Annotated in this window: 19 protein-coding genes and 8 pseudogenes; all 27 read right to left on the reverse strand. The window is 41.8% G+C overall.

The features are described from left to right. Nucleotides 1–16 precede the first annotated feature (16 nt). The gene (locus ArsFIN_RS27475; RefSeq protein ID WP_246067189.1) at nt 17–520 is read right to left on the reverse strand and encodes a hypothetical protein; all 504 of its coding nucleotides are present in this window, start codon (nt 518–520) and stop codon (nt 17–19) included. Nucleotides 521–869: 349 nt separating this feature from the next. Then, a complete protein-coding gene (locus ArsFIN_RS10435) occupies nt 870–3,098 on the reverse strand; it encodes a DUF5906 domain-containing protein (RefSeq protein ID WP_135677704.1) in 2,229 nt (742 codons plus the stop codon). Beyond that, the gene (locus tag ArsFIN_RS10440; protein WP_135677705.1) at nt 3,095–3,445 is read right to left on the reverse strand and encodes a hypothetical protein; all 351 of its coding nucleotides are present in this window, start codon (nt 3,443–3,445) and stop codon (nt 3,095–3,097) included. The genes ArsFIN_RS10435 and ArsFIN_RS10440 overlap by 4 nt, the downstream gene beginning before the upstream one ends. Before the next feature lie 9 nt (nt 3,446–3,454). Next, nucleotides 3,455–3,997 (reverse strand): hypothetical protein, encoded by a 543-nt coding sequence (locus ArsFIN_RS10445; protein WP_135677706.1) that lies wholly within the window; start codon nt 3,995–3,997, stop codon nt 3,455–3,457. Then, nucleotides 3,994–4,230: a hypothetical protein gene (locus tag ArsFIN_RS10450; RefSeq protein ID WP_135677550.1), complete on the reverse strand. Its 237-nt coding sequence runs from the start codon at nt 4,228–4,230 to the stop codon at nt 3,994–3,996. Before ArsFIN_RS10450 ends, ArsFIN_RS10445 begins: the two co-directional genes overlap by 4 nt. Further along, nucleotides 4,227–4,544 (reverse strand): hypothetical protein, encoded by a 318-nt coding sequence (locus ArsFIN_RS10455; protein ID WP_026823959.1) that lies wholly within the window; start codon nt 4,542–4,544, stop codon nt 4,227–4,229. Before ArsFIN_RS10455 ends, ArsFIN_RS10450 begins: the two co-directional genes overlap by 4 nt. Beyond that, entirely contained in the window at nt 4,537–5,139 is a 603-nt protein-coding gene (locus ArsFIN_RS10460; RefSeq protein WP_034250261.1) for an ORF6N domain-containing protein, read from the reverse strand. Before ArsFIN_RS10460 ends, ArsFIN_RS10455 begins: the two co-directional genes overlap by 8 nt. After that, nucleotides 5,132–6,130 carry a hypothetical protein gene (locus ArsFIN_RS26325; protein WP_167876684.1) on the reverse strand — a complete coding sequence of 333 codons (999 nt, stop codon included), beginning with the start codon at nt 6,128–6,130 and terminating at the stop codon, nt 5,132–5,134. The genes ArsFIN_RS10460 and ArsFIN_RS26325 overlap by 8 nt, the downstream gene beginning before the upstream one ends. Before the next feature lie 269 nt (nt 6,131–6,399). Then, nucleotides 6,400–6,684 (reverse strand): helix-turn-helix transcriptional regulator, encoded by a 285-nt coding sequence (locus tag ArsFIN_RS10470; protein ID WP_026823957.1) that lies wholly within the window; start codon nt 6,682–6,684, stop codon nt 6,400–6,402. Nucleotides 6,685–6,756: 72 nt separating this feature from the next. After that, the gene (locus tag ArsFIN_RS10475; protein WP_026823956.1) at nt 6,757–6,981 is read right to left on the reverse strand and encodes a helix-turn-helix transcriptional regulator; all 225 of its coding nucleotides are present in this window, start codon (nt 6,979–6,981) and stop codon (nt 6,757–6,759) included. Beyond that, nucleotides 6,978–8,183 (reverse strand): tyrosine-type recombinase/integrase, encoded by a 1,206-nt coding sequence (locus ArsFIN_RS10480; RefSeq protein ID WP_026823955.1) that lies wholly within the window; start codon nt 8,181–8,183, stop codon nt 6,978–6,980. The genes ArsFIN_RS10475 and ArsFIN_RS10480 overlap by 4 nt, the downstream gene beginning before the upstream one ends. Nucleotides 8,184–8,341: 158 nt before the next feature. Beyond that, the gene (locus tag ArsFIN_RS10485) at nt 8,342–8,536 is read right to left on the reverse strand and encodes a hypothetical protein (protein WP_034250263.1); all 195 of its coding nucleotides are present in this window, start codon (nt 8,534–8,536) and stop codon (nt 8,342–8,344) included. Nucleotides 8,537–8,553: 17 nt separating this feature from the next. Further along, nucleotides 8,554–8,967, reverse strand: coding sequence for an HK97-gp10 family putative phage morphogenesis protein (locus ArsFIN_RS10490; RefSeq protein WP_135677664.1), 414 nt, complete (start codon nt 8,965–8,967; stop codon nt 8,554–8,556). 370 nt (nt 8,968–9,337) lie between these two features. Beyond that, entirely contained in the window at nt 9,338–9,664 is a 327-nt protein-coding gene (locus tag ArsFIN_RS10500; protein ID WP_135677666.1) for a phage head closure protein, read from the reverse strand. Continuing rightward, nucleotides 9,642–9,995, reverse strand: a complete 354-nt coding sequence (locus ArsFIN_RS10505; protein WP_246067190.1) for a head-tail connector protein — start codon at nt 9,993–9,995, stop codon at nt 9,642–9,644. Before ArsFIN_RS10505 ends, ArsFIN_RS10500 begins: the two co-directional genes overlap by 23 nt. A gap of 15 nt (nt 9,996–10,010) precedes the next feature. After that, nucleotides 10,011–11,219: pseudogene (locus tag ArsFIN_RS10510) on the reverse strand (phage major capsid protein). Nucleotides 11,220–11,235: 16 nt separating this feature from the next. Then, nucleotides 11,236–11,874: pseudogene (locus ArsFIN_RS10515) on the reverse strand (HK97 family phage prohead protease). Then, a pseudogene (locus ArsFIN_RS10520) lies at nt 11,852–13,080 on the reverse strand (phage portal protein). Before ArsFIN_RS10520 ends, ArsFIN_RS10515 begins: the two co-directional pseudogenes overlap by 23 nt. 8 nt (nt 13,081–13,088) lie before the next feature. Further along, nucleotides 13,089–13,256: a hypothetical protein gene (locus tag ArsFIN_RS26330; RefSeq protein ID WP_167876663.1), complete on the reverse strand. Its 168-nt coding sequence runs from the start codon at nt 13,254–13,256 to the stop codon at nt 13,089–13,091. A 10-nt stretch (nt 13,257–13,266) separates the two neighbouring features. Beyond that, nucleotides 13,267–14,007: pseudogene (locus ArsFIN_RS10525) on the reverse strand (terminase TerL endonuclease subunit); the annotation flags it as partial. Nucleotides 14,008–14,154: 147 nt separating this feature from the next. Continuing rightward, nucleotides 14,155–15,809 (reverse strand): annotated as a pseudogene (locus ArsFIN_RS10530) (terminase large subunit). Further along, nucleotides 15,784–16,149: a phage terminase small subunit P27 family gene (locus tag ArsFIN_RS10535; RefSeq protein ID WP_135677454.1), complete on the reverse strand. Its 366-nt coding sequence runs from the start codon at nt 16,147–16,149 to the stop codon at nt 15,784–15,786. Before ArsFIN_RS10535 ends, ArsFIN_RS10530 begins: the two are co-directional and overlap by 26 nt. A gap of 242 nt (nt 16,150–16,391) precedes the next feature. Beyond that, nucleotides 16,392–16,860 (reverse strand): annotated as a pseudogene (locus tag ArsFIN_RS10540) (HNH endonuclease). Beyond that, nucleotides 16,861–17,159 (reverse strand): annotated as a pseudogene (locus ArsFIN_RS10545) (head-tail connector protein). After that, nucleotides 17,155–17,493 (reverse strand): phage head closure protein, encoded by a 339-nt coding sequence (locus ArsFIN_RS10550; RefSeq protein ID WP_026824207.1) that lies wholly within the window; start codon nt 17,491–17,493, stop codon nt 17,155–17,157. The pseudogene ArsFIN_RS10545 and the gene ArsFIN_RS10550 overlap by 5 nt, the downstream one beginning before the upstream one ends. Then, a complete protein-coding gene (locus ArsFIN_RS10555; protein ID WP_135677489.1) occupies nt 17,490–18,707 on the reverse strand; it encodes a phage portal protein in 1,218 nt (405 codons plus the stop codon). The genes ArsFIN_RS10550 and ArsFIN_RS10555 overlap by 4 nt, the downstream gene beginning before the upstream one ends. Then, nucleotides 18,707–19,263 (reverse strand): annotated as a pseudogene (locus tag ArsFIN_RS10560) (HK97 family phage prohead protease). Before ArsFIN_RS10560 ends, ArsFIN_RS10555 begins: the two are co-directional and overlap by 1 nt.

Below are 19,263 nucleotides of genomic sequence, written 5' to 3' on the forward strand. Positions count from 1 at the left end.
TCTGTTATGACTATCTTTATTGATTTGAATTCTGAATAAAACGATGAGTCGCGTACCCTTGTGGCTCTTCTGATGGTATTTCATCTAAATAAAAGATAGCGTTTTCATTGATATAAATATCAAAAAATTGACACCCCTCCTTACCGTAGATGAATTTTCCTGTTCTTCTCTCAAAATGGCAGCTACCGCATGCCCATAAAATATATTTGAAAAAAGGTCTATAAACTTGAGGCATTGAATACCGTGGTGGGAAGCTTTCCACAAATCTTTTGCTTTTGGCTGGTATCATTTCGGGCTGGTAGTTCCACCAAACACTAATACGTAATTCATCATAACCCAGATCAAACCAATTAATAATTGTTCGTCTGCCAGCAATAATCAATTCACGATATCCATGTCTATTTTTTGTTCTATCATCAGCTGATCGCCCGTTCAAATCAAAGTGTCCTGATTTAATAGCTTCATTTAACGCAATAACCATCAGCTTTAAAATACACACTTGCTTTTCTGTTTTTTTCATTCGCATACCTATTATTTATTCATGCTTGGTCACCGTCGTCATGACCTATTTAATTTATCCGATTTCCAAAATCAGTAAATTTATACAGTCAAAATACGCCCTAGCTGAAAAATTCCAAAAAACCTATACTACCTGTACAAACAGAAATAAATATATTTAATTTCAATAAGTTAACTATGTACAGGTAGATGAAAATACCCCTAAATACCACTAAGAACCTGTACACATTGATTGAGCCTAGGAACTAAGCACCGCGTTAGAGTAGATAACATCGATTTAAAATTTAATTATCGCTCTCCTTGGACAAGGAAGGTAACCCGGAAATTTTATTTTTAGGGGATCTTAGCTTTTAGAATACATCTTTTAACTCCATACCAATCATATCGGCAAATCTGATCCGTAATTCATCAACACTCGGTAGTTCATAAACAATTCCTATACCGCATCCCCTACGTCCTAGTTTATTTAGCCCCATTCTGATCATCGTTTTCCCAACGCGACTACGGGCGGCGGCTTCGGTTTCCGGTTCACCATTACTTTTACACCAGAATAAATAGTTATCGATTAATTCAGTTACTGGAATTCGTACCTTTCGATCAAACGGTTCATCTTTTGATAATTCGGCATACAGGTAAGCATATAACCCCGTTAAACCAAAGAGTATTTCTTCTTTAAGTGCCTCGGTTTTCGGTGCGCGGTGGCGATCAAAACCTGAAATATCATAATGCTGTAAATAATAAAGTAGCTTGGCTGCACCTTTATCATTCACCCATTGGTATAAGTTATCAAAATAGCTTTTATCTTGTGCTCTACTGCCGTCAGGCTCTAATACTAAATATCGCCTCTCTTTTATTCCTGCCTTCAATGCCTGAGTACTATTACTTGCAAATATCAAACGTGAAAAATTAGCCATTGGCTCAGGATCAATTCCTTTCCGCTCAAGGTTAAACGTAGATTCACTAATAATGCCATTGAGTTTTTCGCCATCTTTAGCACTGGCTACTGTCGCTTCATCAGCAAATACCAACAATTTATTTGCTAACATGGCATTGAACTTTGCGGTAAGGTGCTCTGCACCGTTAACCTGTACGCCGTATTGCCCTAAAATTTGGAGTAATGGCTTTACAAAAGTTCCTTTTCCTGCCCCTCTGACCGATTTCATAGCGATAGCCACGGACGGTTTTTCATCCGGTTTCTGGATTAAATGCGCCATCCATGCAATTACATATTGATACGCTATTTCATCACCTGAACAAATTATGTGGCGGATATGATTTAAATAAAGGCTACAATCCCCCTCAACAGGTTTAACCGATAACCCCATATACAGGTTGTAGACAGTATCAGGACATTTTGACGGTTCAGGGTAAAAACCGACTCCATTAGGTTTATAGTTCTTCCCTTTCCATTTTAACCAGGCATCACCTAATGATAGCTTTTTGGCAATGCGCCCTTCATGCAGGAAATAGTTTTTAAATTGCGCTAATTCCTCAAAGGTATGCATTAATCCATTAACTTGACAAGGTTTAAGGGTGACAACTCTGTGTTTTCCGCCGATCGTAACATGGGTATAAATGCCATTCATCTTTTGAAGTAAAGCGAGTTCGTTAGCCGTAATCACTTCTCCACTTCCTAGCTCGTAGGGATCAAAATCGGTTACTTCATCAAATTCAACTTGATACGCCCCCTCTATAAACGCCTGTTTTGCTGCCTCAATCCCATGTTGCTGACGGTAATCATCCCAATCAGCTTTTTCTTTGGTTGGCGGTATGGTGACCCAACCATTAACCACTTTTGCGGTTTTCTCCGCTTTAATCTTGCCAATATTGGCTTCATCGGGCTTAACATCATTATCCGCCGCAATAATGATTTTTGATTGGGGGTAATGCTTCCTGACCCATGTAGCAACGGGTAATAAATTACCTTCATCAAGCGCTGCCAGTACCACGCCTTCATGTAACTGGCTCACGGTTAAAGCGGTTGCATATCCTTCGGCAATTAACACCGTATCGGGCGTTCCAGTGAAATCAACGACGGGAATATAGCCGCCTTTTTTCTTTGTGCCTGAGATAAAGCGCTTTTCACCGTTAGCTCTGATAATCTGAGCACCCAGTAATTTATCACCCTGTTTTACGGGTAATATCATCGAGCCATCTTTTAATAGCTTAACTGAACAGGTATGACCTTTGAGTATTAAGTACTGAGATTGACCTAATGTGGCTTCTTCTAATAACTTTGCGGATTTTTTAATAGCATCCGTTAAAGGCGGTTTATCTGATATAGTCGTTTCTTTTTGGACAGGTATTGAAATAACCTTAGCCACTTCCTTAGCCGCTTCCGTGACATCAACATTAAATAACCGTCTCACTAAATCCAGTCCGTCACCACTACCACACTGATTACAGATAAATGTGCCGTTACCTTCCTTATCATCAAAGCGAAAGCGGTCTTTACCCCCACAAGCTGGACAAGCGGTATGACGATTCAAGGGGACTTCTGCCCCCAGTGATGCTAATATACCTTGCCAACGTCCTGTGGCCTGCTGCTTAACCTGACGGATTAAATCAATATTTCTCATGATTTATCCTCCTGAGCAGCAGCGCTATCCGCCATGTCATTCATCATGTCAACCCACATATCAAGCCCCATCCCTGACAACTTGCCGTTCTCAACGCACAGGTCAAGTATTTGCTCAGCGACGGATTCCCAAGATTTGTATTCATCTTTCAACGGCGCTAACACATAAGTATCAACCAGCTTCCTAATCCCTTTTACACCGTCGATAATATCAACATGAATAGCGTCATCTTCGGTGTATAAGGTAAACCAGTCTCCGCCGTATTCCTCTCTCACATCCTGATAGATTGCCTTAGCAAATGCATTGATTCGTGCATTCAGGCGAAAGTTTAAAGTGATTAATGTCATCTCTCCCCCTTAATGCACCACAGCGACAGGCTGAACGCTGCCGTTAAGCACATCATCGATAAATAGGTTATGGAGTTGGGCTAAAATTTCTTGCCCCATAAAGGAAAGTTTTAAACACTTAGCATTACTGACTTCTAGCATGTTTCGATAAAACGTCAGAATATATTGCTCTGCGTCTTCCTTGGTCTCCCTAGAATAAAAAGCGCCTTCAATATTATTCTCCATGCCCATGCGTTCAGTCGCCAGAAAAATAGGAAGGTGATAGTTTTTATGGGTGTAGTAAGGCTGACCATTTTTAACGTTGCATTGCATAACGAAAATAGCCGAAATAACACAGCGTACGGACGTGATCACATCGGCTTTGTTAAAATCGTCTTTTTTCCAGTATTCATCGATTAATTTCAGGATTAACTTAGGGTCATCATCCCAATGACCCTCATTAACACGATTAGGGATATCCGCCACAGGAATCGTTATTTTTTCAATATGCCCCTGTTCGTTTAAATGTGTAAGGCATACATTTTTGCCAATGGTTTTTATTTTATAGCTCATCTTGACCCCTTCCTTTTTTTAGCCTGTTTGCGCTTACACTTTTTCGACTTAGTGCCTGTGTGCTTTGAGCCACTGACATAAGTGTTAATCCCAGGATTTCTTATAAATTGGGGCTTCACTTTTCCCTTAAGAAAAGCCCGTGTATTCTTAGCGTTAAAGGTATTATCCCGCCCTGAGTTATAGCCATCGCTAAAAGTAATTAATGGTTGTTCGTCATATTGTGTCATGTTCATCTCACGCCCTCCGATACAGGGAACCCTTCACGCTGATAGAGTGTGAACTGGGCGTTTTCTGCGTTGATAATGAGTGCCTGAGCAATTTTAGGTAAGCACATCAACGCCTCACTCATCCGGCATAAATCCGCTTTCGCCTGACTATCGGCATAGTTTTCATTGCCACATGCCCAATATGCGCATTCACCAAAGGCTTTTAGCCCTGACATAATCCCGTCAAACGCGGCATCACAAGCGCCTTTCATTTCTCTTAGCTCTTTAGTGCTCATGGCTTGTAAATTATCCGGTATGAGGTAATGCTGAATATCAGCCATGCAGAGCCTCCTTAGCGAAATCGCCTAAATCACAGATAGACAGTTGGGAAAGTTCAATAACGGCACGCGTTGCCGGACGAAGGCGCTTAAGCTCTCTACGGCGTAGGGTCATCGCTGCACTACCTGGCTTACCATGACCAAGATAAGAGTCTTTCTCAGCCTTGGCGACAAGGTGTTGTGCTTCTTCCGGTTTCATCTGGCTTAACTCTTCAATTGAAGGGATATCAACATGACGGAGTTCACCTAAGGTGTTACGGCGGAAATAGCTATCTATCATCTCATTCTGTACATCCCACGATAGCGAATCGTTGAACGGTTTAACGATAAGTAAATAACCTCTTTCGGTGATAAGCAGTCCCCTAGCGGTACGTTTCGGGAAAACGTCTTTTAGCCACATCGTATGTTTAACAGACGATGTCACATCAAAGAAATCTTTACCTTCAACAAAACGAGAACGATGACGATTAAACGTCTGCCTTGCTGTTCCTTTAGGGCGATCATGTGCCTTATCAATCATGGCAAAGGTCACAACACGCTTACCTTGGTACTCCACAACGGGCATCGCACGATTATGGATAGCGACAAAATTACGCATGAGCCACCTCCTGACGTTGAGAAGCGGAGCACGCTATGATGCTTTGGGGTGTTATGGGCTTACGGCCTGACCAGACAAGCCGATCACCTTTGAACAGCACATGAAATAATCTGCGCTCACGACGGGTTAATGACACTTTGCCGTAGGGAATGTTGGAATCTAGAGGGATAATCCAGTAAGTATCTGTAAATTTAGGGTGAGTTTGGGTAGACTTATACGAAGCCATAACTGTTACCTCAGTTAACATTGTGGTTAGATGCTCTGCAAGTGTTTGCGCACTGCGGGGCATTGTCTTACTTATTGCTATGCAATAGTGTACATTGGTAATCTCAATATCTAATATATACAGGAAAAAACCAATGTCAACCAAAGAACACCAAAAAGAAAGAATCGTTGTACAATTGCGATTAGATTCTAGCTTATCTGAACGCCTTAACTTAGCAATGAAAGAGGACGGAGATGACAATAAAGCTGGTTGGATAAAACGCTTACTTCGCAGAGAACTAGACAAAAGAGGCATCCCCCCCAAAGGCTGAGATTGCTTAGAGAAATATTCCGCTGGTTGCCCCTGAGCCAACCCAACCAACCCGATATTATCGGGTAGCCTCATCATCAGAGAAATATTTCCTTGATGTTCTGAGTGACCATGAGCCACTCGCTTTGTTTGTTTATTAACCGTTCCTCTTAATGATGAATGGTTATTTTTTGCACTACTCAAATTTGAGTAGATGAAGTATTGTAAACTGCGATTAGCGGGTTGTTTCTCGTACTGCACAAATTGAATCAACCTATTGTTTTTAATGCTTTCTTTTGTGCGCACCTCTCTAACGGCTTGTACACCCATGTTGTTTAATTTCTGAACTACACTTTTTGTGTAGTGACCTACACTTTTTTTGTAGGTCGACTTGTTCAGGCGATTAAATATATCGCCCCCCTGATTTTTGGCATAAAGAAGCCCTTCACGGTTATTCACCGTGTTTTGAATGTTCATATTGAACCTTATTTAATTAATTGAGCGGTGAGTCATGCTGCTTGGTCAGAAAAAAGGGGACTTTCGGTAATCACTGCCTACCAGGGAAAGGAAGGAATTTTTTTCTAACCGACTTCCTCTTTAAGTTGTTACAGGTCTTTATAGGTTTTTAGAGGTATTTTATCTACCTGTACCTAATTAACTAATTGATATTAAATAGATTAAATGTAATTGGTACAGGTGATACAGGTTTTTTAGGTTTTCTGCCAAAAAGGGTATTTTTCCTCTAATCAATGAGATTGACGGCTATAAGGATTATTCACGTTCTTCACCTCTGGCGGATTGCGTGCCCACCATAGAACATCGCTTAATAGCCATGAGACGGAGTTCTTTCCCATAGGTATACGCTTAGGAAATTTTCCTTCTTCCTCTAACACCCATCGACGGGAACGGGATAAACCGGATATCTGCTTACATTCGGCTTCCCTGATTCGTCGATCATACTTTTGACCGTATTCATCTAAAATAAATTGTCTTTCTTCTCTGGTAGGTTCAGTAAATTTAACGGTTATCATTATTTTCTCTCCATAATAAAAAACCCCGATTAACGGGGTTCAATTCATGACATTTAATTTTATACGTTTTAGTTATTCAGGTTTCCATGTGCCGTTTACCCAAGCCTGAACCTCGGATAATCGGTATAGTTTTGTTTTGGGCCCATAAACGTATCTTTTAGGAAATCTGCCCATTTTTATCATATAGTGCCTTGTTGATGCTCCTATGCTGGTTAACCATTTACATTCACCTTCTTTTATCATTCTATCTATCTCAGGCTCTAACAATAATTCATCTTTACTCATTATTTTTATCATTGGTTATCTGCCTCTATAAATGTATTCAGATAGCGTAACCAATCCTCTAATGCCTGAGTTTTTTCATTCATATATTGGCTACGGTTATATATTCCCATCACCCCAGGCAATGTATGTCCTAACAATTGTTCAATAACATAAATGTTAACACCCTTGTCCGCCATATTTGTTGCTAATGTTCGTCTCATATCATGTAAACACCATGATCTAGCATGTCCTAATTTCTTCCATAACCTACCCATCGTTGTACTGATAGGTACTTGATTGTAGAGTTTACCAAGGATTAAATTAGTATTATTTACCGCTTTTAAATTGACTAGCCACTGTCTTATGTCTTTTGGTATTGGGCGAATGATTTCTCTACCATTTTTGCTATTCTCTTTGGGTACTGTCCATATCCAGTTTTGAAAATCCCATTCATCCCATGTCGATTTTCTAATTTCAACCATGCGACAACCAAATAAAATAGCCAGCAATAAAATATGTCTATAATGCGATTCAATGACGGTATTGTTGAGTTCTTTATTAGCCAAACGCCACACATCCCTTAACTCATTTTCTGTTAAGACTCTGTCTCTTTTCTTTGCATTTTTGCCCATATCAGACAACGTAAAATCGTCTAATTCATGATTAACGGCATAACGTCTTACCCGACAAAATCGCAAAGCTTGTTTTACATCGAGGAATGTCCCACCGGAAATAACGGGGGCTTTTCTTTTTAGTTTATCAAATAACGATAACCATATATCTGCTTTACATTCGCTTAATGGCATATCACCGATATGAAGATAAATATACCGTTTCAAATTGTTTTGAACTTTTAGCCAATCTTTCCTTTTATCCTTAACGTAGTGTTCAATCCAATATTCAAGCGCATCTTTCACCGTCACGGGTTTTAGTGTTGTTTCTTTTTGAATTTTAATATAAATACGAGGGTCTTTATTTTCTACTAGCCATTCTCTACACTGATTTCTTACCTTCCTTGCCTGTTTTAACGACATATCAGGATATTTACCTAATGTTAACCAAATAGGGGAACTATTGCGATCACCTAATCGATAAAAGAAGACAAAGCTGACCATCCCACTTTTAGATACCCTGATTGATAATCCCCTTCCATCAGCAACGAGTAATTGCTTTTCTCTTAGGCTACCGCTGAGTGCTTTTAATCGTTTTTCACTGAGCTTATTTTCTGCTGCCATAGCGTTAACTTCTCATTTCTAGCAATACACATTGCAATACACAGAGTTCAGTACCAATGAATAAACATGAAATAACACCAGTACATAAATTAATAACTAATTATTTAAAATCAATAAATTACTTAAAACATGGAAACGCGAATATGCGTAAATAATTACTATGTTACACAGTGTTTGTTGGTGTCAAGTAATGTGGTGCAGTCTATAAAGCTTCCTGTTAATCCTGTTGCGCCTATTGCTCTACAGGTATCCAGAAGTTTCATTGCAGTCACTGCATCCCCCACTTTGCCAAATTTCACTACGGTATTTTCGGGTAACTTAGCGTATTCCGGCGAACTTTTTCTTTTAGCCATAGTATTTTCCTGTTGTATTAACGATGTTTTTCAATGCTGGCGCGAATTTCTGATGCTAAGGTATTAAGGATAAATTCACGGTGATAATCCAATGCGGGTCGGATAAAAGGGCGCGCTATCTGTTTAACCGTACCAAACTCTTGGGCGCGTGCTTTTATCGCCTGTTGTTTTGAAGGGCCAACTCTCACTGTGACGACGGTTTGTGTTTTTTTGTCCTTTATTCTGCTGTTAGTGCGGATTTTAATGCTATCTCGCATATGTTCGCCTGAATGAATCGCATCAAATCCCGAATGGCCTTTCATATCGGCGAGCACCGGTTTCATTACTTCACTCCCTGCTTTGCGTAAAACCTCAACCGCAACTTCATCGCCCAATTTTTTTAATACCGATTCAAGATCGCTTAATCCCTTCACTTCTACTCGATTTCTCATTTAGCATCCTCCGCATAGGTCAAAATAAAATCCCGCGTGATCCGATAACATATACGGTTTTCTGTCAGTTCTTCCCTGTCCTGAATTAAGTTACCGCGTTCAATATGTTGTACCGGATAGTCACCCAGATAACCGTGTTCAATTTTTTCCCATTCCTCCTTGATTTTTTCGCTTAGCCAGAGGGCTTTTTCATAATCATTGAGTAACTGAACTGTTATCTGATATCGCGCCTGTACGAGCGTTGTTTTTGCTAACCCCGTAAATACTTTCGGATCACTGATACGCTGATAAATGACCCTTCAAGCTGTTTTGAAGGAAGTTGAAGGGGAAAGCATCTAATCCCGTAATACGGCTTAAGTCTTTTTTAATATCATTTTCTATCATGGCGGATATTTGCTTCTGTGGTAATAATGAGTCGATCAGGTTGATTACGATCTAATGCTCTGACGGTAAAGCGACGTTGCCGATATTCAACCAGCCAATCAATATCAATATCGTTTCTTGGCCTTAACGTAAAACGCAAAGTTTCAATCACCTGTTCTTGATCAGCGGTGCGAATTTTCCGATTAGATATCGACTCCGCATGGGCCCAAACGGTGTTAACCGCTTCCATTTCAGTATACGGATCGCCTAAAGGACGATATTTTGTGATAGGCCGATACAAGGTAATGCGTTTAGTCAATTCGGCGGCTAACATCCTTCCCTCTCATCGGGTATATCCGATAATCGTTTAATATTTCGTAAAATCCAGGGGGAATTCTTTTTAACTCCCGCGTGTCATACCAAAAGCCTACCGCCAATATCAATGCCTGTTTAATCAACGGCGTTATCACTAATTGGGTTGCGTTTTGCGTCTTTTTCTCTGAATCAGATAATGAACGGTTAAGGTAGTTTTCTGCTTTTTCTTTGGCAGCGGCAAGGTACATCAATAAAAGCGCATCTTCCTCATCCGTATCAATACGACACTGAAGATGTAAATCATCAAGCGTAGGTAACATGCCAAACCTCAACTTTTGCAAAAGGGGCATATTGCCCCTCTTAAATTAACCGCCTGCTCCACTGGCTTTGCCCTTCAATAATTTAATCGCATTACTATCCACTAACATAGACCCCACTCTTTTTGTCGTATAAAAATGAACAAACGGTTTATTGGTATAGGGATCTCTCAATACCCTGACACCAATACGATCTAAAATGGTATAGCAACGTTTAAAATTACCAAAAGCAACCGGAACATTGCCCGCGCCTAAATCCGCAAACTGTTCATTTTCTGCAATACCGTAACCTAATAAGGCGGAGGGTTGTCCTAACTGCAAACCAGGTTGCCACAAATAATTACCTTGTGAATCTTTTAATGTTCTTACCTGAAATAATGTCTTATTATTCATCATAAACCGGGCATTAGTACGATAAGGTTTACGCAAGGTATAAATGAGTTGCATGATTTCATCAGCGGTAATTTCTGATGGTTTTTTAAGCATCAGGTGTTGCAGCGTTCCCCATTCACGCTCCTTATCCGCTTTTTCATCGCTCCCATAGGCTAACAATCCTTTTTTTTTTGACCATCACCGGATGTAAATGCCAACTCTTCCTGTTGAGCAAACTCCTGCGTCAATTCTGACACGATAAATTGTTCAACAAAAAACTATCATCAAGCATTCTTTGGGTGGCAGCTGGATTACCATAAATTTCACCCCAGACAGGCTCAATAACCCCTAATTTCGATGTCGATGTCTCCGGACGCTTATCCGTTTCACCGACCCAACCACTTGTCGTTCCGCCTTTATTAATTAGCTTTTTATAATCGGGGGTACCAACCGTTAATACCTGACATTCCTGGCGCATCACAATTTCATCCCCCAACGCCTTGATGATATTGCGGTCTAATTCCTCAGGTACTGCATACCCCCCGTCAGGGTCTGTGGTCGTTTGCATGGCTTTTTTTTCAAGTTCAGCGAGTCCCTCTTCTTTGCCTTTGCGGATGAACAGCGAAAAAGCCAATTTATGATCATTTATACTCTGGCTGCTTTTCATTGCCGCAGGGCGTTTTAACGCCACTAATTCTTCTTCAAGCGAGGATTTTAACGCATCGAGTTCACTGAGTTTAGCATTCAGTGTTTCAACATTTTCCGATAGCTTACCCTTCTGCGCTTCAATGGCTTCAATACGTTTATCATTTTTTCTTTAAATTCGTTAAATCGGTTTTGTAGCTCTTGTGCTACCAGTTCAACATCTTTCTTGTCTATTGGCATAATTTACCCTTATCTTTTAAAATATAATGGATTTCAAGGCTGCTAACAGATCGGTTTCAACGTCTCGCTGAGACAAAGCAAGGTAGCCTTCCGCCATGAAATTTTTTGCTTGTGTTCGAGAAAGTCCAACATCACGCAGGACTCGTTCAATCTCTTTTGGTGCGGGAATTTGACCTTGCGCAAATACTGATTTGATCGTATTAATCCTCGCTTCATCATTCGCTGGAAAGGTCACTAAACTCACCTCCCATAAATCTATCTCTTTAATCAAAAGACCCTTTAGTGCGTTCGTATTCGCCATCTTTAAGCACATACCCAATAGAAAGGCCGGATAGTGATCCGGCCTTCATGTGCGCATGGGCTCGCTTGGCTAAAGGGTCATCTTCAATGAGCAATTTTCCTTTGACAAATAACCCTCTTTCATCCTCCCACATTTCGGTATAGACCCTATCGGTTCATCCATGCGGTGCTGCCAAAGAAGGGCAGGAAAACTATTTTACATCGCCAATGCGTTAGTGATGTTTCAAATGCGCCTCGCATTACGATGTCATCAAAACTGTCTTTACCCCAAAACAGAACCATAGCCGGAAAACTCACCCGATTCAGTCACTGATTTTAGACTCAGCGGCATATCAAACCGCTGTTTTATCATTATTGTCATTCGATTTATCCTCGCTAAACTCGGTAAGACTGGGTTTTGTTGTCATATTCATCGGCGTTAAATAAATATCACCGCCTTCACGAGGGTTAAGCTCCTCCAGTTCGCGGCATTCATTTGGGGAATAAATTCCCAATTAATTCCCGTTGCGTAAGCTGCAAACCGTGATTTCATATCACCACGTAATAACGCCCCAGTATTGAACTTAGCATAAAAATTTTTCTGCTTTTTTTCAGCGATTAACCCGATATTGATTCGCTGTTCAATGCGCGTTAGATAAGGAACCAGCGAATAGTTGATAAAACCAATGCCCAGATTCTCAATATTATTAAACGTGGCTCTATCTGTATTTTGCACCATGTGCAACGGAACGCGAAAAATACGGCAGATTTCTTCCAGTTGAAACTTGCGTGTTTCCAAAAACTGAGCATCTTCCGCTGACAAACTAATTTGTTGCCACTTCAATCCCATTTCAAGGATCATCGGTTTATGGGCATTCTCAAGGCCTTGATGGCGGACTTCAAAGTCATTTTTTAATCGCTCATAAGCGTCATCTGTCAAATATTGTTCCGTTTGTAAAACCCCACTTGTCACTGCCCCATTTCCAAATAGACGTGAGCCATGCTCTTCTGTTGCTAGTCCAAGACCGATGGCTTGACGTGCATACGCAATTGGACTCAACCCTATTAATCCATCCAATGTAAAAATGCGAACATGCCATATTTCATCCTGACTCAGAATACGGCTTGTTCCATCTGGCAACGTGACTTGATATTCAATACCCCATTGAGGATTTAGCGTTGGTGCGACACTGTCAGGACTTAATGGAAGTAATTCAACCACTTCGCCTAAGGCCTTAACCTTATAGGCATAAAAATTGCCCCTCAGACACAAACTCGTTATTAATAATTCCCAAAACTCTTGTGAAGTCATATACCCATTTGGTTTGGCTGATAATAGCTGATGAAGCCTTTCTTTCGTGGCGCGTTGATTGCATTGTGCCGTTCGTTCATACAGGGCACAAGGCAGCATGCCGACAGATTCTGCTAATACTCTGACACAGCTAAATACCGCGGTTAGCTGCATAGCCAACCTAGGACTGACTCTACGACCGGCGTAAGTATCGTAAGAAAGCCCCATCAGATGACCAAGTTCCTGTGAAGTTATGTCACTTTTTTTGCTAAAAAGTCCTGGAAAAAACATAATGCCTCTTATTGTTTGATTTTTCGACTCATCATGTACGAAACCAAAAATGACCACAGCAAACAAAGAATACCGCCAACAATAAAACCAGCGGCGGGCAGCAATAACCAGGCACCGAAAGCCAATAAAATGGCACCAATAATGCCTGTGATAAATGAAAGCAGTGTTAATATCATTGTGTGATCCTTAAAGCGATCTCAGTCCGTGGGAACTAATAATTTCAGAAAGCGAAGGTTGATGGTTCCCCCCATTGACTAATAATCGACTCATTGCGGTAAAAAGCGCACAAGGGCCATCAATCTTAGCTTCCGCCGTTGACTTATTTGGGAAGATGTTGTCATTTTTGTCAGGTCTTACCGTCACATTAGACATCATCCAGTTCATTACTGGGTGTTGGTTGTGGTGCAGTTTCCCGGCGTATACCAATGCTTCCACTGCTTTCATTGCTTCTGACAGATTTCTGACTGTTTGAGAAACTTCAACCAGTGGTAGGCCTTCTTCTGCGAGTGATAAGCCAAATTGCGTTGCACTCCAGGGATCAAATCCTATTTCTTTTAATGTTTGTCCTGAGACCCACGTAATGATTTCCTCTTTGATTTGATTGTGATCAACCACTTCACCATCAGTCAGGGTTAATACCCCCATCGCTGACCATTTCCGATAGAGTTCTGCAATTTGTCGAGAACAACGCGCTAGCCTGTCCTCTGGCAGCCAGAACCTGGCATCAGTATGAACATGACCATTGTTTGCCTGCCAGACTTTGACGGCCGCACAAATATCAATTTTGTTAGCCAAATCAACACCGACCCACATCGGATAGGTTTTAGCTCGTGCATTGGGGCGACAGCAGAGATCTGTCCATTTGAGCATATCCATCCAGGCTGACTCTGCACTCACCCAAACGTTGGCGTGCTTTGTTATAAAATTACAAACAATTATAATTTAACTATATATCAATAAGTTAATGAATATTTATTATTTATTTATAGCTATCTGCAATACACATTGCAATACACAGGTTTTAATCAGAAGAGAAATTTGTTTAAGATTATCCGGGGCGCTAATAAAAACCCGCTACACCCCATCAAATGAAGCTAATCGTTGTTTCTGCTCATCGGTCAAACTAAAGGTAAAGTCCTCATGCTCTATCTGCCATGTGCCAAAACTCATCAGAAACGCTAAGGCCGGGTCGATTTTATTAGCCGATTTCTTCTTGTTCGGTTTAATATTGGCGTTTGCATCGGTTTCCATCACTACATTTGCGATCGCCCATGTTAAAACAGGGTCGCCGTTATGGTGGATATTCTGACGATTAACAAACACTTCTGCTGACTTGGCGACAGGGCTTAAACGCATATAGGTTTGTGGGAAGGGTTCAACATCTAAACCTGCACCCTGTAATTGCGTTCTAAGATGAGTCGCATTCCACGTATCAAAGCCAATGAGCTTAATCTCAAACTGCTCACTGTCTTTGAGAATATCATCTCTGATACGGTCATAATCAATACAATCGCCTTTGGTGGTTCTCAGCCAGCCTAACCGCACCCATTGATGATAGATTGCTCTATTTTTATTCGCTGGACTCTGTAATTGCGCTTCGGGGATATAGTGACGGCTCAATAGCAAGAGCGCATTCTCTTGTGGGAAGGTATAACAGACGCTAGTAATATCGTTTGTTGAGGATAAATCCATCCCTGCATAACAGGTTTGTCCCTTTAAATCCGTTTCCTTGTAGTCCCGTTGACAGGCAGCCCAAGCCCCTTCACCCATCCACGGCGTTTGACCCTGACACCAGATATTAAATCGTTTGGTTAACATCTCTGTCCATTGTGAGGGAATTCCCCTTGCTTTTTTAATCGTATCGTTCAGGGCATGACTTTCTACAGAGACATTAAGATTAGGATTGGCTTTAACCCAGTTATGCTCATCATCAAGCTCACCGTCTTCGTCTAGTTCATAAATCAGGGCAAAGAGTGATTCATTCTGCGCTTCACCGTCCAATATCTGACAACAATAATCATAGTGCTGTTTACAGGCTGAAATAACATTGCTCCCTGCGGTGGTAATGGCAAAAGTAGTGCTTCAGGGCGTGCCCCATCCCTAACTCAAGCGCGGAATAAACCGCATTATCAGGGTGTAGATGGTACTCATCGACGATCGCCAGACTCGGATTAGTGCCCTCAATGGTGGCAGCTTTGGCAGCAAGCGGCTTTAGCAAACTGTTATTTTAGGATAAATTATTTTATGTTGCTGGATAGTCAGCCGTTTCTTTAGGCTAGGGATAGCAAACACATCTGACGGGCATCATCAAAACAATGCGTGCCTGGTCTCGACTCACGGCTGCCGTATAAATATCCTGTTGCCCCTTCCATGATTAAAAACCAATTAGCCAGTATTGCAGCCAATGTAGACTTAGCGTTCTTTCTTGGCACTTGGATATACGCACTACGATATTTTCTTCTTCCCGTGCTAACTTCTTTGAATCCTAAAATATTCGCTATAGCAAATTGCTGCCAAGGTTCTAATTGAATGGGCTTACCTCGAAGATGTCCTTTTACATGGGGGCAGAGACGGGAAAAAGCGATAAAACGTGCTACCGTTGGCGTATCGAAGGTATAAACGGGATTATTGCGGTCATTAAAATAACGATTAACCGCCTGTTTTAAGCGCTTACAGGCCGGAATATCGCTATTTCTGACGCGCTCAGCGTATTGATGCCAATCGGTCAAGTTCATCTTCTTCTTGCATTTCTACCGGATTACGGCGACGTGATACGGGGTCAAAACCTAATAGGGAGGCCATTTTTATCATGGTTTTTTCTGCCTCAGCTTTGGCGCTTAATGCGGGGTTCCTACTTTCGCTTCCCTGACTGTTGGCGATACTAAATCCGCGTTCTGCGAGGTCTGCAACGGCTTTTCGGTAAATGGAATAGTTGACGCAATACAGCTCAAAGCTACTCCAATCAGTGGGGTTCAGGTCGTTACGCTCTGCAACGAATTTTGCCTTAGCTTTCCATTCTGTAGTAGCAATCTCATCAAGATAGCTAGGTGCTTTGGGTGCTCTTGCCATAATCTACTGTTTTCCTTATTGTTTTATTTTCAAAAAAATGACCGCGCATAAAAAATTCGATTGACGTGCGGTCCCAGCGCAATAGGGGGTTGTCATATTTAACTCCCCCACCCCCTACTTCCCAAGGCTGATTCCTAAAACATTCCATTAGCTCACGGTCACGCTGAGCCAATCGTTTAACGTAGGATTTATTCGCGCTTGGCTTAACGCGTCGATAACCTTGGCTATGTCTAAGTAATCCCTTAATCAATTGATTTATCTGATATTCGTCCATTAAGGTTATACTCGTGTATCCAGTCATTACGATGAGCAGCTTTTTCTTCCTGCTCACGGAACATGCCAGCTTTACGCTGTGCTTTAGTTATTGGATCTTGCTGAATAATTTTGCGGTTATGACATCCCTGACACAATGATTGATGGTTATCTTGCCACCAGAACAGTACATCGCTATCTCCATCGATTGGGATGATATGGTCAACGATTTTAGCGGGTGTATATATCCCCTGACTTTCGCACTTCACGCAAAGAGGATGCTCCTTCAAATAAATCAGACGATATTTAGCCCATTGGCTGGAGTAGCCACGCTGGGTATGCGTTCCACGTTGTTTTCTACTCTGCGTCTGGCTGCTCGTTTATGCGCCTCGCACTTACCCGATTTCACTCGGGTACTACAGCCTGGCTCTGTACATCTTTTAATGGTTGATACGGCATTTAATACACTCCAATATCTCGATACACTGACCATAACGATTTAATCGTAAAGGGACTTCTTTAAGCTCAACATCTGTTGCCATTTCCCGATTCTCATAGAGCAATCCGATATAGAGCAAACACCCAACCTTAATTGCTGGCGTGAATGTCAATCCTTCATCAAACCGTTTGCCGATATGTTGTTGACAGGCTTCAAGTGCTGCTTCGGCATACGTGGTTAATAATTTATCATCCAGCGTAAAACTCTCTTCTAATCGACAATGCTGTTTGATTTCATTTAAAGGGATTTTTACATTAATCAAATCGTCCTCCTCCCTTGCAAATCAATTCTAATCTTGATTGGCGTGCATCGGATAAAACAACGGCTATCTCAAATCGAGAACCCAGTGTATTAGCACCTTTATACACAATGGCGTTGTCAATCGTGATATCAGGACGATAACGCATCCAAATCTTGACGATGGCTTGAGGATAGCGAGTACCAAAGGTTAATAACTCCTGACCGCGTAGCGCTTTTACTTCTGCCCAGACATCTTCAACATCTACCCAGGTTACTCGCTGGTCACCTAGATTACCGTATGTAATCTCTTGTTTCTGAATCGTCACACGATGTCTTAATCGTCCTGCTCTCATGCGTTGTCCTCCGCATGTTTCTTAACCTCAATATGCTGTTTCCACGCCTGACTAAATTCATCACCGCCATCACGAGGCGGTAAGCCTTCCCGTTCACGGGCTTCATTGGGGCACATCACACCGGATTTAATCGCCGTTTCATAACTTAAGAAACGCTCTCTTGGGTTGGCTCTGAGTAAATCGGCGGTGTCAAATTCCACTTGGTAACGCATACCGGATTGCGGAACATTAAGTAGTAGTGCCGATTTGATTTGCTGTTCGAAATTCGCTAACCAAGGGCGCATGGTAATGGTTAAAAACGCGCGGCTGGCTTCACTAAAATTACTGTAGGTACTGTTGGAATATTCTTGCAGAAAAATAGGGCTGACATTGAACATGCGGGCGATATCTTCTATCGTAAAACGGCGGGAAGCTAACCATTCTGCATCCTGATTACTCATGCCTAATTTTTCATATCCCATTCCACCTTCAAGGATTGGCACTTTACCCGCATTTTTTGCGCCTCGATAACGTTCAAGCGCGTCAAGGGCTTTTTGCCCTTTGGCATCATTCAGCCACTCATTGGATTTAATAATCCCTGCTGCCATCATGCCATCTTTCATCACACTCGCGCCGTGGCGCTGTTGGGCTAGTCCTAAACCTAATGTCTCCCGACAAATCGTAATCGGTGAACGTCCCATAAACCCATCATCCGTGGCGTAACGTAAATGTAAGATTTCTTCTTGCAGACAGATACGGACTTGACCACTGTATGGCTCGGTTATCGTATAACGGTAACGGTGCTCACTTAATCGTTCAGGTACAACCGCACTCGGCGGATAAGGATGTAATGAAGCGGGCTGTCCGTCTTTACCCCATGTGATAAGCGCATAGGCATTACCATTGAGTAAGCAATGGCGCATTAGGGTTCGTTTAAACTGGAAAGGTGTTTGACAATCATTTGGTTTTTCATTGAGCAAATAATCTACCACGTGGTTACTTAGCCATTCCCGTGATTCCATACCTTTATCATTGTGTACCCGATATAAAAAACAGGGCATCGTCGCCACCGCTTCACTAATCACCGTAACGGCATTGATAACAGCGGGTAAGCCTTCTGCGGTTATCGGTGAGACATATTCGCCTGACCGACTGTTAGGAATGCCAGCCAGTGACAGGAACTCATCAATACTAAGGCTGCGTTCTTCTGCCTTTTTATGTCTGAATGGCCACATTATTCCACCTCAGATAATTGTAGCCACCGATTGTACAAATGCGTGGGTTTGGAGCGATTAGCATTGAGTGAACGCTTGGCAATTTCGACACCACTTTCAGGGTAAGCGGGTAAACTGGTGATCGTGATTTCTAGCAATTCAGCCTCAATAACCGTTCTGAGATAAGGCTTTTCACCAATTTCCCAATGGTCTTTTATCGTCCTAAACGCAAAGCTCATACCGGATATATCCCCCCCGTTCAACCAGTGTTAGAACATCTCGGCCTAATTGGGTATCAGGCGGGGTAAGCGCAAACCGTAACCCCGTTTCATCTTCAGCCAGTTGTAACGTACTCGACGCGGTACGCCCTAATAGATTAGTTACGTCATGTTCAAACAGACACCTTACATCTGTTCCTTTTCCCAGACTGTTTTTAAACGCATAGGGGGGCAAAGGTTTCAATAAATTCACCCCACAACAGTTGTGAACGGCTATTCCATTTAACCGCATAGCCCATTAGTTTTTTTTCATCAGCGGTGATGCCTGCCGTGCGTATTTCAAAATCGGTTGATTTCAT

This window comes from Arsenophonus nasoniae, from assembly GCF_004768525.1.
Lineage (GTDB): Bacteria > Pseudomonadota > Gammaproteobacteria > Enterobacterales > Enterobacteriaceae > Arsenophonus > Arsenophonus nasoniae.